This window comes from Spiroplasma sabaudiense Ar-1343, from assembly GCF_000565215.1.
In the GTDB taxonomy this organism is placed as follows: domain Bacteria; phylum Bacillota_I; class Bacilli_A; order Mycoplasmatales; family Mycoplasmataceae; genus Spiroplasma_B; species Spiroplasma_B sabaudiense.
The window spans coordinates 401,459-419,353 of record NZ_CP006934.1; the positions used below are offsets into that span (position 1 = coordinate 401,459).

Consider the following 17,895-nt stretch of genomic DNA (forward strand, 5'->3'; position numbering starts at 1 on the left):
TTTAAATATTCCTGGACTTTATGCCAAAAACTAAAATAGGGTAATTGAATTTAAAATATATGAAGATAAAAAATAAATATTTTTAAATCGACGAAATAACTTTTTAAAATATATTCAAAATTTATGTAAATATTCAAATAAAACATAACTTATAATATTTTAAATGTATATTTATTGTTATAATAATAGTAGCTTAAAACTTGGAATATTTTATTAAATAAAAAATTAATAAAATAGAATTTACAATTGAAGCTCAAGCCGTTTATTGTTATAAAATAGTATTTATATAAGCAAGCGGAATTTAAATTTACTATTGAAAAGCTGGGATACAATGACAATGACAAGAACAATCTACAAGCAATGATATATTAGAACTACCTTAGTTTTTGCTGGGATTTTATTAATTGGCTTTATTGCAACATCATTTGGTAATATTGATCGATGATTTGCTGATGTTATGGGCGAATGAGTAAAAATTGAATTTATTAAATTTTGAGTTATTTTTTATAATGAAATGGGGTTTACTTGCTTATTTTTGATTGCACTAGTTTCTATTTTTATTATTGTTGAGTCTTGATATGTCAAAAACCGTTCTAATAAAAAATCAAAAGTTGTAATTTTGATTTGCTATAGTGTTACCACAATGATATTTTTTGTCTATAATTTTATCAGACTAATTGGTTTATTAACTGAGGATACAGGATGGGGACTTGGAATTGACCCTCAGTATCTGACAACAAATACTTATAAAATAATTTCTCGAATTAGTATTTTTTTTATTGAAACTACAATTTTAATTGGGTCAATATTTTTTCTGCGTTTTAAAGTCTCTAAAACAAATATTCTAATTGAAAAACGAGCTTGGGTTGTTGCAATTAGTGCCTTAATATTTATAATAGTTTCTTTTTTCCTTTTAACTTTGATATTAAAACAATCATTTGGAAGACCGTTTTATTTAAATGTCGAGTTTGAAAGATATATTGGCAAGGTCAAGTTAGATGAAAATGGTTGGGCAATTGATATTGAATTATCTGTTGAAGCTCAGAAATTAGAAGCGGACTTCCCGGATTTAAAAGAACGAATTTTAAACAGTTATAACAACAGTGGTTATTGAACTCAAGCTGATCGATATTATAAATGATATGAAGTAAATGGTGACTGGTATCAAAATTTACAATTTTGATATGGTGGTAAAATACTTTCTTGATTTATGAAATTTGATCCAGAATACACAAAACCTTTGTGCTGAAATAATCAAGATTTTCCTTCGGGACATACAATTTCAGGTTTTACTGGAGTTTACTATGCTTTGTTTGCAAGCGTTTTAATTAAGGATGATAAAAAACGAATAAAAACAACAAATATTTTATTCACCGTTTGGTTTATCAGTGAAATCATTATGATAAATTCCTTAGTAGTAGCGCGCACGCACTATGTTTCTGATGTGTGATTTTCTTTTGTATTTTGTGCCATTTTCATGGTGACTTCTTTGAGATTCACAAATACTTTAGCTACAAAAACATTATTAAAAAAACGAATTAAAATATTAAAAACAAATGAATTTGCAATTGTAAAAAATAAAATTTTAATTTATTTTCAAGATGATAATAAAATTTTTATTACAAAAATTTATTCAAAAAGGGTAGAAAAAAAACTCAAAAAATATTTAAATTCTTTACAACTTCAAGAAATACACAATTGAAAAAATTATTATTCTTAAAATAATTAAAGCTAGTAAAAATATTTGATTTTCTTTTTATTTCTATTTATAAATTATTTAATAATTAAATAATTTTATTTACTTTTTTTAAAGTATTTATAGTTTTAAAAGAAATTTTATTTTTTTATGATTAAAAATTTTTAATGAATTAATTTTCTTGAGAAAAATTATTTAGAATAAAAAATATTTATTTAAAAACCATACCGATTGGTATGGTTTAAGGTTTATTTAAATTACATAAATAGCTTCTCAGTCAATTTCTGGAATTCCTACTAAATTCTTAAATACTGAATTAGATGAAATTTTAAATCTAATGTAATCAGTTTCATCAACTTTTTCAATTAAATCGATGTCATTAACAGTAGAATCAAAATAAAATTCTTTAAAAGGAATTCCCTCGGTAGTATTTGAACGATAGTTTAAATATTCAGAAATCATTTTTTTAGCATTTTCAATTTCGTTATTTTTAATTGCATCTTTGGTTTTTTCAAAAATTATTTTAGATTTAGTAGATCACGAAAAAGGGTTTTTAATATCATTTTCATAGTAATCAGCATTGTTAACAACTAAATGAAGTAAATTTTGATTAACATTTTTTGTGCTAATTTTTTCTTTTTGCTTAAAATTAAATTTCAGATTTTTATATTCTAATTTTAAATATTTATTTGGGTTATTATTATAGATTGTTAATTCAAATTTTAATTCATATTTATTTTTGCTTTTAAAAGGAATATTTTGATTAATTATCTCGTTGTTTTCGCTTCAAGAAAGCCAAACATAAATTTCTCACAAATCATCTTCATTACTTTTAAATGTTTCATTAATTTCATCTGCAATAACATTCTCAATTTTATGTCGAAGGGGCTTAAAAATATTTAAGTAGGCTTGTTCTTCGGGAGGTGTGTCTTCTAAAAAATAAAACCCTCCTTCATAACCAAAATTTTGATTTTCTATTCAATCATTCATGGATTCGACTGTTAGTTGAATTTTTTCTTTTTCGATACTTTTTCTAAAACAACTAACAACTGTTGCAGCTGGTGTTATTCCAAAACTTAAGGAACTTAAAATTAACAATATTTTTTTCATAATTTCACTCTTTCCTATTGTTAATACAATGTACCAAAAAGATTATAACAATATTTTCCTAAAATTGCTGAAAAAAAGGAAAATTTTTATAAATTGTATTATTATATTTATGTACGAAAGGAGACAAGACAATGTACAAAATAAAAATAAGTGATACTAATTCTAGAATAAAAATTAAAAAAAATATTATTTTTGCCTCGTTAATAACTACAAGTTTATTAGCAGGAACATTGCTATTAATTCCTAAAAATCTTAATCAAATTTACAACTTTGATAATATCAATTTTAATAATCAATCAGAAGTAATTGACTATGCTTTATCTCAGGGGAGTCGCAGTCAAGTTGAAGAGACAAGTTATTATTATAAGTATAAAAATAAAGTCTACTCAATGCAAGAGCGCGATGAAGTTATAGATAAAATGATTAACGATGCTTTAATCAAAGAAGAAAGCACATTTAAAAATGTTAACGAATTTATTATTTCTAATTCCGGGGAGTTATCAAGTAATGTCAAAAAAATATCAAATGATAAACTTGAAAAAGTTTATAAAGGAAGAAATGGATTTTCATACTTAGATTTAGACGAGGCTGTAAAAACTTTTCAAGATTATGACGAGGTAATTTTAGTGGAAAACCTCAACAAAAATTCTGAAATTCCATTAGAATTTTATAACGAAAACGAAGCTGTCCAATATCTAGAAAATCTCAAAAAAGAATCTTTGGAAAAAGGCGAAAAGAGCGAATGTTATTTAGTTTCGGGAGCTTGTCAAGATGAGGGCGCTATAAAGCAATGACTTAAAAGCAACTCAACTTACAAATTTCGCTATAAAGATTATGAATGAAGTAACTTCGCCCCAGCAGAAGCTTCGCGTATTAATTTAACAAGTGAGGACAAAGTTTACAAAGACAATATTTTTGAATTTGAGGCAAATAAAGACGCTTACTGAATTGACATTAATAATACAGGACGAGGATCATTTAGCGGAAGTCAGTTTATCGAAACAAATATTGGAAAAGAAACATTTTACGACAAGATTCAAAGAGGATGAACCCTTAAAGAGGAAAGTAAAGTAAACCTTTTTCTCAGTTCATTGTTATTGTTTTCAGAAATGAGTAATGGTTTAGATTCGTTAACTAGAGAAAATGAACCCGAATCAGAAAATTGAACACTTGAAAAAGATGTTTTCTTGAATAACAAAGAATTAAAAAATGAATTTATTAAAAAAGTTAAGGAATTAGCAAGGATTGATTTAAATTCTAGCCAAGACGGATTATCTTATGAAGACTTTGAAATTCAAATGCAAACAAAAGCTAAAAATATGGATTTGAGAACAAAAACTTTAGTGTTTTTTAGAAAACTATCAAATTTATCTCTCATGAAAAATAATTTAGGTAGCGATGATAAAAATGGTAACATTCAAAAATTTGATGATTTGTGTAAAATAACTTTAAAAGAAGTAATTACCACAGATGATGAAAAATTGAATGGAGTTTATGATGAATTATTTGCAATCGGAAATCCAAAAATTTTTACAGGCGACGTTATTGATGTTTTTTTAAATCCAGCTAGTTTTCAGTACAAAAAAGATGACACTAGACTTGCTTTTGCAAACGTAATAAAAAAAATAAATCAAATTGGTGATGCCATAATGGATCCTCTTGGTGAATTAAATGACCTTGTTGGTGATTATTTTACAAAAGATGGTAAATCAAATGGAAAAGAAATAACAGTTGAAGATCAAAAAACTATCATTAAACAACAAAATTTAGTAATAGAAAATAAATTTAAAGCTGATGAAAAAATAAAATTAGATGATGGCAAATTCTATTCTCGCGATGAAGTAATTAATCAAAATAATTTACGCTATCAAGAAGTAACGATTTCAAATGAGCGAAAAATTATTAACAAAGATACTAGATCAAGTGTTTCAAAACTATCTGGCCTAACTTCAAAACTAAATACAGTTCAACAAATTTGAGAGATGGGAAATTTACTATCACCATATACATATAAAACTATGGCTTTAGATTTTGGAGATGGTCAGGAATTATTATATACTTATTTATCATTTGGTATTTTGGGTTGAGAATTAAATCCCCAAGACCAGGCAAAATATTTAACAACTTCATTTCTTTACGATGGTATTGGTAATGAAAATGACAAAGGGTTTCGAGTTCGTGGTAGTTATTTTGATGATGAAGAGGACGCCATTAATTATTTAAAAACTTTAATGATTCGAGATCCCCATGAGTATGCTGAAATTCAACAATTCCATACCAATATTATGGATACCAACGAAAGTGCTGAAATTGAAAATAGTAATCAGTTTACGATTGAAGAACAATTAGATATTTTTATTGATAAAATCTTTAAAAAATATTATGCAAATATGAAAGAAAATTATTATACTGATGGCTTTGGTAATAAATTTAATAATCAAGTTGATGCTTTAATTAGTATGCGCGAAAATATTACTAGCAGGAATTTTGTTAAAAAATATCAGTGAAAAGATAATAATTATATAAAAAGAAATTATGATACTTTCGAAGAAATGATGGAAGTGCAAAATAATTATATAAAAAATACTTATATTGAAGAAAAGGTTGTCATTTCAAGCGATTTATTTAGTGAAACAAATTATGAAAAACTAAATGAGCAAAGTGGTGGATTGCATAAATTCTATTCATTAATTGATGGATCACAACAAAGATATTTTAAAACTTATGATGATGCTTTTCACTTTGTTTTAAGAAAAAATAACTTTGAATTAAATATTGAGCAAATCATAAACTATCAAATAACTTATAGAGGCGAAATATTTACTTCAGAAGAAGAATTTATGAATTGAGTAATAAAAAATACCAAAATTATAAGTGGAAAGGCAATGGTTCATTAATATGACTTTAAGTATATTTAAATTAATATTAAGTTCGCAGATTGCTTTATCAGCAACAGCAACAACAACGAGTTTGGCAACAAGTTTTAATACTTCCCAAGAAGATCGTGAATATCAAGTTGAATCAATGATGAACTTAATAAAATCAAAATCAAAAATTTTATCAACTGATGAAATATTTCAATTTCAAAATCAAGAATTCTATGGTCGCGAAGAAATGGATAAATATATTTTTGAAAATAATTTAATTCAAGAACAAGCTACTTCTTCAAATTTAAATAAAATTATAAAAGACCACCAAAATAATATTTTGGATAAAGACAAAATTTATGGAACAGATTTAGATGATTTTGAATTAATATATCGCGATGCCTTTGGAAATGCTCAAAGTTCTCGAGAAAAATCACTAAATTCATATACTAATAAAGGACTGGTTCGACAAAAATACAGTTATGATTACGAAGGGTGATTTGATTCACCAACCGAAGCAAAAGATAACTTTGTTTTTAAACAAGGTTTGGAAAAATCATTATACTATCAAGTGGACCAACGTTACTACAATTTGTTTAACCTCAAAGATCAAGAGGAATTAAAAAGTAGCTTCTTAGACGGTTATTATTTGAAACCAAGTAATTTTACAAGTGGTGAAAAAGTTTTTGGTGATAATCAAAAAGTTGAGTCATCAATCTATAATAAATTTAGAAATGCTTGAACTTCTTCAGAGCGTTTTAAAGCTACCCCTGAAATTCTTGATAATTTAAACTATCAAGACTACATTAATTTTGATACAGAAAATACAGTTTCAATTACACCTTATAATGGAATTTTAATTTCTATTGATGGAGTTAATTATTCAAACACAGTTAAATTAAAAGTTGATTCAAAATATGATGCAAGTTATTTATCAAAAAGATCAAATTACAAAGCCGTGCCAGAACATTATTTTGATAGAAGCAAAATGACTTATTCGATAAATCTCAAGAATCAATCTAAAACAGTGAAACTAACTTTTTTACCAAAAGATGCTGAACAATGAACGTCAGATGTAAATTTTGGTCAAATGGCTTTTAATGACAATCATAATTCTAACATCACATTGTATTCAAAAAAATATTCAAGTTCAGAGGAAAACATTTCACAATATAAAATTTTTGAAATCAATGATTTAAACTATAAAATTAACAGTAATCATGATATTAGAAGTCAAGATGTTTTAAATCTTTACGCAGCTTGATTCCCATATTTTGTTAAAAATGAACTGCTAGATTTCAAAGACGTAGTTCACGGCCAATTTAATAAATATGGTGTCAAAAGAGATTATCTATATGACATTAATGGTCGCAAAGGTTATGAATATTCTTTATCTGATGGAATTGAGTATTATCACAAATTTGTTAAACCAGAGTTGTATAAAAATTTTGTTGGTACAGATGTAAATGGAAACAGCCTTTATAAAGTTAACAGTAATTTTGATGCCACTAGCCAAGAGTTGGAAAATTATATGTACTTACAAGGTAAACAAGATATTCGACTAATGTTTACTTTTACAGGAGAGCGAAACCACTCTTCAATAAACGGTCTTTCATTAGCATCAACACAAGCAGAAGCCCAAGAAAAACTTTTTCAAATTGAAAAAAGTATTCTAAGTAAAAAATATTTTGCCTATGATGTTTATGGTAACTTTGAAATATCTGGAAATAATGAAGATGATGCAATTCGTAAATTACAACAAAAAATTGATTTGCAGGCTCGTTATGTTCACAAGGATGAAATTAAAAATTGAAATAATCAAACCGTCAGTTTTGAAAATATTATTAGTGATGGAGTTTATACCACTTATCGAACATTTATTAACGGAGAATGAACATATTTTTTAAATCACCACGATGCTTATAATGCATTAACTGGTAATGTTACAGGAGAAACTGTGGTGAAAACTAGAACAGTTAATCTGTACATGTATATTGAAAATAACAACAATGAAAAAATTACTCACACATACTCAACAGATGCTGAACTAGAGGATTTAGCAAATAAAATTTTGGGTTATGTGAGCTAATAAAAAAATCTATCAATTTGGTATAGCGGGTTATTACTTATTAATTTTAGCAATTAGTATATTAATTTTCGTTTTTATTAAAAATAGCATCCTAGTTTGAACAGCCATTACCATAACTATTACAATAGCTGTCTTGCTAATGACTTATCTAGAAAGTTTGAGTGAAGAGGACGGTGATGAATTTTATCTAAATAATTTTAAAAAGATTAAAAAACGTTGTTTTGAAATTTTTGTAGCAATATTTATTGGTACAATTGCTTTAAACTTTATGGTTTTTTACACATTTTGATCAATTGTAAATAGTATTATAACAACTCAGTGAACAATTGCGATTGTGATAATAGTTGGTTGATTTATTAGCAGTATTTTTAAAGATAAGATTTCAACATTCATCTTTATGTTTTTATTTATAAGTCCATTACTAAATAATACTAGTAATTATAGTTTTACTTTAATCGGGGTTGTCTTTGGAATCACTTATTTAGGATATTTTGTCAAAAATAAAACAATAGATATCCCTGACTTAGAAAAACATTTATTAAAGCTTAAATTTATAATCGCTGTTATCGTAATCATAATCTGCATCCCGCTTTATGGATTCTTTCCGTTTAAAGAGGTTGGGGTTTACCAGGATTTATTGGATTTTCAGTTTTATAAAAAAATTATTAACTTGATACCCCTAATTGTTTTAATAATAATTTGGTCATTTTCTAACAACTATATTTGAATGATTTTGGGTTATCTTTTAGCACAATCATTAACAAGTGGTTTTTTAGGTTTTGGGAATCAATTAAATTCGCAAAATGAATTTAATTTTATTTTTTCAGATTTGTCATTTTTTGAATCATTTGGTAATCTAGACTCATCACTAAATTTTCTTAAAATACCGTTTAATATTTTAATTACCTTTATTTTATGCGGTTTTATCATGGTCTTAGAAGAAAAAATGAATAGTTATCATTCTAAAATCTTCTCTGAGTTTAATTATGGTAGAGATAATCACAAAATTATTAAAGAAATCTTGGCAATTCCAGCTTTAGAAATAGGGTATTGGGGTGCCAAAGTTGATAAGAAAGAATTTCTAGTTGATGAAGAACCACTCTTAATTAAGAAAAATATTCTTTTAGAGGGCGCTGAATCGCTTATTAAATCAATTAATCTCGCGGGATTATTCAATGCTTTAGTGATTTTAGTCCTATCAATTAACTTAAATACAAGTTTTTTAATAACGGTTTTAAGTTTATTAAAGTATAATTGAATTTTATATATTTTGTTTATATTATTAACTACTTTAATTTCAATGGCCAAAGGATCAAACTTCCTTTTTAAAAATTGAGAATTTTATTGGTTAAAATCAAGAAATTCTATATGAAGAATTCAAGTTAAATAAAAAACACCAACCCAAGGAAACTCAAAGCGGTTTCCAAAAAAGGTTGGTGTTTTAAATTTTATTTAACTATAATAGTTAGTCTGAATAGAAAGACGTCATATCATCTAAATCCAACCCAGTAGCTATCTTCAATGTTTATATTGCCTTCATTTCTTAAGGAAAATTGTCATCTCATTTGATCTTGCTGGGCAATTTCTGGTTCATTCGCAACAATAATTGAACTTTTATGAATGAAAAATTTATAATTATCTTCTTCTGTCAATGGATGACCAACTGGATCTAAAATATTTAAATCTACATTACAAACATCGTCAAAATCATTTAACTGACATTCAATATTTTCATCAACTCCGGGTTCTTTATAAGCAATTTTACTGTGATAGGTGATAGCAATGGTTCCTTTATATACTCTGCGATATCGCTCGTTTACAACAAACAAACCCCTGTAACTACTTCCTGAAAAATATAAAGCATCACTTACTGCTTCGGGATTTTTTTCAATAAAAGCCTTCATAATGGTAGTTGAATCTAAATTTTCTACATAACCTAAATCTCCATCAATTAACCAATTGGAAATATCACTTCGAAAATCTGCACAAGCTGCCACTGTTTGAGTTGCTGTTAGGACAGGAAAAATCCCTGCCATTATTTTAATTATTTTTTTCATTTTAATTTCCTAAATTCTATCAATATCTTTGGCTGTAAAACCCATTTCTTTTAATTCTTTTCAACTATATTTCTTCCCTTCGAAAAAAAATCGCTTTTTTAGTGGAAGTTTTTTTTCATTTTTATCATATAGAGCAACTCAAAATCCTCCATTGCTCCAAGACCAGATATCTTTTTTTCTAACAATCCTTAATTCTTTTTTTACTCATCCATAATGAACCAAATAACTCTTTGTTTGTGAGTCATAACCAATTATAACAACGCTGTGACCACCACGATTTGGGTATGATAGGGCAACTGGCACTTTAAAGTCTTTTAAAATTTTTTCAGAGCTGTCACCAATCACAAGGGCAATTTGAGACTTTAAAGATATTCTTTTTTCAATTTCATGACCCTTAACTCAGCGATTAATGGCTTTTTTAAAAGGTATTGGTTCAATAAAGTTAACTTGTTTCTTGTTCAATTCTCAAAGTTTTGTTATAAAAGATTTTTCTTTTTGGCTAGTTTCTGAAAAAAAGTGCCAAGGCATACCTATTTTTTCGACTTTTTCTTGAATTACAAAGTAGTGTTCGAACTCTTCATCTGTAAAATAACCTGAAGAAATAAACAATTCTTGATAAAAAAATAACATTGAAATCGAAATATACTCACATAAACCCGTCCCTTTTGGTGATTCTGTATAGCCAATGGCATATTCGCTTCAGAGTTTTGAAAATCATTCATGATGGGGGATTAGGTCTGAAAATTTTGAGATTTTTTCTAAGGTGGCTTCCTCCCCATAAGGAATTTTCTTTTTGCCAAAGGATTCTTTATTTCTGCACATAGTATATTTTCCTTTACCTTATAAATCATATTATAACATTAATTTTATAAACAGTGCATTAATTGCTTATTATTTTTTGAAATATATTTTTATAGTTATTAACTCAATAAGTAAGGTAAGTATTTTAAATTACTGGTTTTTTATTGCCCTAGCAAATTGAAACTACTTTATTCAGTATTTAATTGAGTTAACACCGCTTTAATAATGCATAAATTATAAAAGATTTTTATTTTTGATTTGGATATTTTTGAATAGTCAATCTGCTTTTTATATTACATAAAAATTATTTATTTTTTTTAATTAATGGACAATTAAATAATTTAGAAGTATCATAACGATAGAAAAAGAGTCAAACGATAAAATTAATTTTAAAATTTGAATCTTAAGATTATTAAAATTAAATTTTCAGAAAGGAAAATGAATTTTAATGTTTAAAATTAGTTCTATTATACTTTCAAGTTTTATAGTAGCTCCAAATCTTGAAATTTCTACTAATGTTATCAACATAAATAAAATAAGTATTAATCAAAATGAAATTAATGATAATGTAATCGCAAAATCAGAATTTGGTAAACTTATCGGAACAAAAGCTTCTCCAGATGAAATTGAAAAATTTTCATATAAAGTGCCAAACTACGAATGATTCACCAAATTAGAATCAAAAAGGTCATTTGGCTATACATCTAAAAGAGAATTAACGAAAGGTTCTTCAATGGGTTTGTGTGAGTATATATCTTTGTCAACAATAATGACTTATTTAGAGTTATTTGTTTCTCCATCGGTTTTTTCAGAGAAGGCCTTTGAACACTATTTTCAATACGATGATGACTACTCTGGTGATTTAATATTGGCACCTTACCATATAAATTACCAAAATTTAAACCCAGATTCTTCTTTGCCTGTGAAGCTTTGAAAATTAAATAAGAAAAAAACAGATTTAAAGGGAGGAAGTTTTGTTCATGACACTTTTAGAGCTTGAAATAAATTACTAGATTTACCTTGAAAAATTGATGATGAATATAGTGCTGCTTGATGGCATACCTCAAACCCAGAAGACTGACTTATAAAATATGATGTTCCGGTTATGTTGTCTTGAGTAAAAAATGCTCACAATATAATAATATATGGCTATGATAAACCAACTAATAGATACCTAGTACATTATGGATGGGATTATGAGTCAGCTAGAATTATAAATAAAGCAGATATTTGAAGAACATTTTCAATGGGTTTTTGGAATGCATTTTATCCAACCCCGGGAATTACCAAGGGAGAACTGAAACCGTTATTTAAATATAAAGGTCAAAAATATAATTGACACCAACTCCAAAATATGGGATTCAATGCTGATGATATTAAATCAATGTAAATTTTAAAGGAGAACAAATGAAAAAAACAATTTTAAGCTTAGCTTCTGTTTTGGCAGTAGCCACAACTAGTTCAATGGTTGTCTCTTGTGATGATGAAAGAATTAACATTAGCGAAGACATCGAAGAAAACCATTTAGGTTTTTTGCCAAATTCAAAAAATGAAATAGTTTTTAGTGCATTGAAAAAGGCAAATCCTAATATTGATTATAAAGGATTAGTTTTAATTTTATATTCAAGTTATGCCATATTGAGTAACTCTACGGGTAGTCTTAAGTATAAAAGGGACAGTTCAGCTAAATTTTATTATAATTCAAAACTTAGTTTTGGTAGTGTCTATGGTAATTCAACCAATTGTAATTTCAATAAATATCAAAAAAAATGCAATATTTCAATCAATATTTTGGATAAAACTTATGATGAAAAAATTGACGGCAAAATTAAGTCCAGAAATAATATTTATACTACAATGGAATATTGAATTGATGAGAATAAGAATTTCATAATGGTTACATTTGAGATAAAAGAAAATAATGAAGAATTTTTTTGTAATGTCATAAATGCGAGCATAGAATGAAATGATACTTACCTAGTTGGAGTAAATATGACCAATCAATAGTTTCAATCAAATCACTTAAGTGCTTGAAGGTATATCATCGATATAAATTTTTAAGCCAGTTATTAATTTAAAAAAATTAATAACTGGTTTTGTTTTATTTTGGTCATCTTTAATCGTTAACCATATTGCGTGCAAAGATTATCAAGGAGTTATTGAAGAATGATGTTGATCAAAAAAATATTTTCAACCTAACTTAAAATAAAAACGGTATTAAAAGAAATAAAAAAACTTAATCTTAAAGTTGACTATTATAGATTCAGTATTGGGCTGTTTTCTAATTATGCAATATTAGCGCGTAGCCCCGGAAAGAATCAAGTACTTGACAAGTGGTTAAGTAAAATTTTATTGTAATTAAAAACTTAGTTTTTATATAATTGAAAATCGCGCTGCTTATTGCAATTTTATAAGTTTCAAAATAAATATAATTTAACCTTTCATTTTTTGATTAAAAAAATAATCAAAAAAACAATGACAAAATTTATTTCAGTGATACTGAATACGCAGGTTTTAAACACTGAATTGATGAGTGCAAAGAATTTATAATAATAAATTTTGAAAATAAAGTTGTTTTTTGAAATTTTATTAATACCAAAGATTGGCTGCCATTTCCTAAAATTATGCCAACATGATTAGTGTTGATCTGCAATGTTACAAGTTATTTAATAATAGGTTTTACCAATTTGAATTATCTGTATTAATAAACAAAAAACCCAAACCTTAAAGAAACCTGAAATGGTTTCAATAATGTTTGGGTTTTTAAATTATTTGGAGATGATTCTTTTTATTTAACAATTGTAATTATCAAATTAACTAGTCGGTGTTCACTAGGGTTTATTGCATTTAATTCAAACATTGCAAACATCCAAATAACTACTAATTTGACATTCAATTTTTCCATCAACTCCAGGTTCTTTTTCTAGAAAATGAAACCATGGTTTTAAAGAAAGCTTTTTCTTGCTTTTCTCATACAAGTCAAGTCAAAATCTTATGTTGGCTCAGAAATGTATGTAGTCTTTTTAACAATTCTTAATTCGCGATTAGATTACCCATAATGCAATTTGTTAGATTATTGACTAAATTAAAATCATCCTAATTTTTTTATTTTTGTGCTCCTTTAGAAATAACTAAATTGATAATTTAAAATTTGAAAAAATTTAAGGAAAAATCTTCAATACCGATATTATCATCATATTATTTTTACTTCTGGCATAGTTAGCCTTTAATTGATTTAATCATATTTTTATACTATTTTAAAATAAAAAGTATAGTGTATAAAAACATAGCATAGCTTTAAATTTGTTATAATAATATTATATTATTTAAAGGAAAATTAAAATATGATTAGTGATAACTCAAATTTAGGAAAACCATTTCGGCCTTATGGTCACGAGGCAACTTCAGAAGAAATTGCAAAATTCACACTATTAATTCCACACCACGAATGGTTCTCAAAACTATATAGTGAGTCCGCAATTGGTTATACTACCTCTCCAAACGGAACGGGTCTTTGCGAATATATTTCAATTTCAATGTTGTTTTTTATCAAGAAATATTCGTATCCTCTGGATATTTTACTGAGCAAGAGTTTAATCATTACTTCACGATACACAGGCAAACTAGCAAAATTGGTATCCCGTGGCATAATTATACAGAAACATCTCAAAAAGAAAAATCTTTTATTACTAAATTATGGGAAATAAATAACAAAAAGGTTAATTTCATTGAACCGATTCCTTTTAAAAATACTATTAAAAGATGAGTTAAAAATCACGAAATGGAGAACAGGATTTCCCTTAAGTCACAAATTGCTTTTGTGATTGGGGATGGCCCTGAAAACATCTTAAAGGACTACAAAGTACCTGTTGCGCTATCATACCCAAATCGTGGTGGTCATAATGTTGTGATAATTGGATATAATTATAATACAAAAAGTTATTTAGTTCATTATGGTGTGAGACGTGCAGAATTAAGAATCGTTAAAAAAAGTGAGATTTGATCTTGGGGTAACGGCGGCTTTTGAGTAGCTTTGTATGATAAAAATGCTAAAAAATTACCGTTGAAAAAGAGATTTTATTACCAAGGCAAGGAATTTACCTGAGATGAATTAAAAAAATTAGGCTTAACTGCCAAAGATATTGAAAGAATATAGGTATTTTATATGAAAAAAATAATTAAAATAATCGCAGGATTATTTCCTGTTTTAACAGTAACTCAAAGTGTCACTGCTTGCACCGACAAGAGAATTGATGTTTCAGATTGGTTGGTGGATGGCAATTTGGGATATGTTGAAAATTTAGAACAAAAAACTATTATTGATTCATTTACTGAAAAAAATCCCAATACCCAAAAAGATGTTCTTAGTTTTTTAGGTAATAGTTACAGTGGAACATTAACAGTAAACCCGTGACTTAAATCATTTTATAAAGGAGAGATTGGAATCAATTACCATAGTAAGTTAGCTTATAAAGAACTAGGAGTTGATGAAAATATTGAATGTCAGCTAAATAGTTTTGATGATGTTTGTGATGTTGATTTAAATATCCTTGACCCAGTCAACCATCCTTTAAGCGAAGAAGATAATTATAAATATTTTATTCATGGAAGTGGATTTTTTAATGTAGAGGGCCCAGAAATTATCGAAGAAAATCAAATGCTTTGGCATTTTTCGCTTAAAAAAGAAAATACATCGAATCTTCAAGATAGTTATGACATTGCTTTTAGATGATACGATGCTTTTTTATTTAAATTAACAATATTAATTGGTTGATAAATAATAGAAAATAAATTTATTTTCAAATAATTTATAATAAGTGAAGTTAACAATTTTTAAATATATTTTATATTAATGATAATTAATATAAAATTAATGTAGTAGAATTTATGGAGAATATTTGTGGAAGTTTTAATTTTAGGTAACGGTTTTGAAATAAATTTTAACCCTAATCTTGTTGATTTCAATTCTGGTTTTAAAAATTGGCTTATAAGTCATGATAGTGAAGAAAAAATAAACGAATTATATGATATTTTAGAGGAACAAAAATCTTATGAAATAGATATAACATTAAGGCGCACAATAAAGCACTTAATCAAAGAATTTAAAAATATTGACTCAGAAAATACAGTAGAAGATTTATTGTATAAAATTGGCCAGGAATTTATTAGAGAGTTCGAAGAAATTCAAGATAAGGACCAAGAATCAGAGGTATTTAAAAATATAAAAAAAATTTTAGGTTATTACATTAGGGTAGTTTTAAAAACAGAGTACGAATGTGAGAAATTTAAAGCTAAAAATTTTAAATTTTTGGAAAACTTCAGAAACCCAAATTTCATATTTACAACAAATTATACAAACTCAGCATTTACTTTGGCGAAAAATTGAAACCAAATTTATGAAGGTCTACCGATAATTAAGACCGAAGTAAAACAAATTCATGGCTACTTTAATTTTGAAAACAAAGATATAACTTATGATAATATTGATATTAATCTTATTGATAAAAAATCAAATTATTTTTTTGAAAAGTTATTATCAGAAAATTTAAAGGCTAAAGTTTTTAATTTTACTATTTTTGGTTTATCATTGAGAAACGATTCTGAAATTATAAGAAATATTATTAAAATTGGACTGAAAAATAAAGATGTTTGCATAAATTATTATTATATGTATGATGAAGATAAAAAAGATTTTATAGATTCAGTAAAAAAAGAAGTAGATTTTCTTAATAATTCAGAAGATGATTACGAATTAAATTCCTATGATTTAACTGAAAGTAAAATCGAAATTAATCGTTTTTTTAGTAATGATCAAATAAGTATAAATTTTAACTTTAAAAAATCTGATACACATTTTTTGTACAAAAATTTAAATAAACAAAAATAATTTTATGATTTGTTTCAAAGAAGTATATCATTTTATGATTATTTTCTATTCTAATTTATTTGTAATTAATTTAAATTTATAAAAATACTACAGGATAATATAAAAAATAAACGTATTTTCAAAATATTAGATATTAAATTTAAATCTAGCACTTCTCGAACGTAAGCTTATTCCCCAGAAGAATAGTTAGTCAACTATAAAGTGCCGATATTATTTTCATTTTTTGTGAACGGTTTAGGTCATAATGTAATTATCTATGGTTATAATAAAAAAACTAAGGAATATATTGTCCATTTTGGTTGAGAATCAGGTTTTTACCAAGATGGTTATAAAGAATATTCTAAAGCTATTTTAAAAAAGAGTAAAATTTGACACTATTTTAGTGCAGGTTTTTATATAGTGATGAGAATTAAATAGGAGTTTTTGAAATGAAAAAATTATTAACATTAATAGGTTCGGTTATGTTGGTTGGGCGAGTTCCAATAAATACAGTTTCTTGTATATATACTGGCCCGGGACCTTGGGAACCTGATCAAGCCGAAGGTTGAAGATCAAAAGGATTAATTTTTTTGGAATCACACCTCAGGGATAAAGAATTTGATAATATTGAAGATTTTGCTTTATATATCAATATCAATTTAGAAGAATATTATCAAAGTGAAGGTCTAACTAGAGGCGAGGATATTTATTTTAATGTCGATATTGTTAATAAAAAAGATGATTATGAAAAGATTAGCAAAGTAGAGTCGGGTGAAAGTCAACGCTTTTAAAAAGTATTTTTAATGAATACAAAAAAGATTCTGGTGAAGTTTTATTAAATGATGAATCGATTTATCAAAATAATAACTTAGCGAAAATTTGCTTTTTTCCCGACCAGAGTGTTTATCCCAAAGATATTTCAATTTCAAAATTTGCTATCTATGATGCACGGTTATGTGGGATGGATGGGGAAGAAGCCCAAGAGCGATTAGAAATGCTTTTAGAAAAATTTGATTTAATTGAATATAAAGACAAAACTTTCTTTGAGCTAAGTGCTGGAATGCAAAAGCGAGCTTTTCTAGTAATTTGTTTAGTTAATCAACCCGATTACATATTTTTAGATGAGCCAACCGCTAACTTAGATGTAGGAACTAGAATTGAGTTTCACAAAATTTTAAAACTACTAGCCCAAGAAGGGGTGGGGATTTTAATTACTAGCCACATGATAAATGAACTAGAAGAAATCATTAACCACTTAGTGATAATTGAAAAAGGAATAACAAGACACAATAATCCTTTTGTACAAAAAAAGATTCTATTGAAGCTATTTATAAAAAAGTAACAAATGTTAAAGTGGAAAAGGACTACTCAAACATTTATGTTAAAAATAAGGAAAAATGACAGTAATT

Annotated in this window: 14 protein-coding genes; 11 read left to right on the forward strand and 3 right to left on the reverse strand. The window is 26.4% G+C overall.

Annotated elements, in window-relative coordinates:
* Window positions 1–331: 331 nt before the first annotated feature.
* Entirely contained in the window at window positions 332–1,720 is a 1,389-nt protein-coding gene (locus tag SSABA_RS01880) for a phosphatase PAP2 family protein (protein ID WP_025250904.1), read from the forward strand.
* Window positions 1,721–1,948: 228 nt separating this feature from the next.
* Here the strand turns inward: SSABA_RS01880 and SSABA_RS01885 are convergent, their stop codons facing one another.
* A complete protein-coding gene (locus tag SSABA_RS01885; RefSeq protein WP_025250905.1) occupies window positions 1,949–2,806 on the reverse strand; it encodes a Vmc-like lipoprotein signal peptide domain-containing protein in 858 nt (285 codons plus the stop codon).
* Between the two features lie 131 nt (window positions 2,807–2,937).
* Between SSABA_RS01885 and SSABA_RS01890 the strand changes: the two genes are divergently transcribed.
* From SSABA_RS01890 to SSABA_RS01900, 3 genes are all read left to right on the forward strand, one after another.
* A complete protein-coding gene (locus SSABA_RS01890) occupies window positions 2,938–5,703 on the forward strand; it encodes a hypothetical protein (RefSeq protein ID WP_025250906.1) in 2,766 nt (921 codons plus the stop codon).
* A gap of 1 nt (window position 5,704) precedes the next feature.
* Window positions 5,705–7,762: a hypothetical protein gene (locus tag SSABA_RS01895; RefSeq protein WP_025250907.1), complete on the forward strand. Its 2,058-nt coding sequence runs from the start codon at window positions 5,705–5,707 to the stop codon at window positions 7,760–7,762.
* Between the two features lie 139 nt (window positions 7,763–7,901).
* A complete protein-coding gene (locus SSABA_RS01900) occupies window positions 7,902–9,152 on the forward strand; it encodes a hypothetical protein (RefSeq protein WP_148293471.1) in 1,251 nt (416 codons plus the stop codon).
* A gap of 58 nt (window positions 9,153–9,210) precedes the next feature.
* On the opposite strand, the gene SSABA_RS01905 is transcribed toward SSABA_RS01900, so the two are convergent.
* Both SSABA_RS01905 and SSABA_RS01910 read right to left on the reverse strand, forming a co-directional pair.
* The gene (locus tag SSABA_RS01905; RefSeq protein ID WP_025250909.1) at window positions 9,211–9,819 is read right to left on the reverse strand and encodes a hypothetical protein; all 609 of its coding nucleotides are present in this window, start codon (window positions 9,817–9,819) and stop codon (window positions 9,211–9,213) included.
* 9 nt (window positions 9,820–9,828) lie between these two features.
* Window positions 9,829–10,641 (reverse strand): putative cysteine peptidase, encoded by an 813-nt coding sequence (locus SSABA_RS01910; RefSeq protein WP_025250910.1) that lies wholly within the window; start codon window positions 10,639–10,641, stop codon window positions 9,829–9,831.
* A 427-nt stretch (window positions 10,642–11,068) separates the two neighbouring features.
* On the opposite strand from SSABA_RS01910, the gene SSABA_RS04960 reads away from it, so the two are divergent.
* The 7 genes from SSABA_RS04960 to SSABA_RS01955 all read left to right on the forward strand — a co-directional run bounded on the left by SSABA_RS04960 (window position 11,069) and on the right by SSABA_RS01955 (window position 17,828).
* Entirely contained in the window at window positions 11,069–12,010 is a 942-nt protein-coding gene (locus tag SSABA_RS04960) for a putative cysteine peptidase (protein ID WP_025250911.1), read from the forward strand.
* 17 nt (window positions 12,011–12,027) lie between these two features.
* Window positions 12,028–12,627, forward strand: a complete 600-nt coding sequence (locus SSABA_RS01920; RefSeq protein WP_025250912.1) for a hypothetical protein — start codon at window positions 12,028–12,030, stop codon at window positions 12,625–12,627.
* Window positions 12,628–14,134: 1,507 nt separating this feature from the next.
* Window positions 14,135–14,776, forward strand: coding sequence for a putative cysteine peptidase (locus tag SSABA_RS05105; RefSeq protein WP_148293472.1), 642 nt, complete (start codon window positions 14,135–14,137; stop codon window positions 14,774–14,776).
* A 9-nt stretch (window positions 14,777–14,785) separates the two neighbouring features.
* Complete coding sequence (locus SSABA_RS01935; RefSeq protein ID WP_025250915.1) at window positions 14,786–15,397, forward strand: hypothetical protein; 612 nt, start codon at window positions 14,786–14,788, stop codon at window positions 15,395–15,397.
* A 123-nt stretch (window positions 15,398–15,520) separates the two neighbouring features.
* Complete coding sequence (locus SSABA_RS01940; RefSeq protein ID WP_025250916.1) at window positions 15,521–16,507, forward strand: hypothetical protein; 987 nt, start codon at window positions 15,521–15,523, stop codon at window positions 16,505–16,507.
* A 428-nt stretch (window positions 16,508–16,935) separates the two neighbouring features.
* The gene (locus tag SSABA_RS01950; protein ID WP_025250918.1) at window positions 16,936–17,277 is read left to right on the forward strand and encodes a hypothetical protein; all 342 of its coding nucleotides are present in this window, start codon (window positions 16,936–16,938) and stop codon (window positions 17,275–17,277) included.
* A gap of 44 nt (window positions 17,278–17,321) precedes the next feature.
* The gene (locus SSABA_RS01955) at window positions 17,322–17,828 is read left to right on the forward strand and encodes an ATP-binding cassette domain-containing protein (protein ID WP_236618776.1); all 507 of its coding nucleotides are present in this window, start codon (window positions 17,322–17,324) and stop codon (window positions 17,826–17,828) included.
* Window positions 17,829–17,895: the final 67 nt, after the last annotated feature.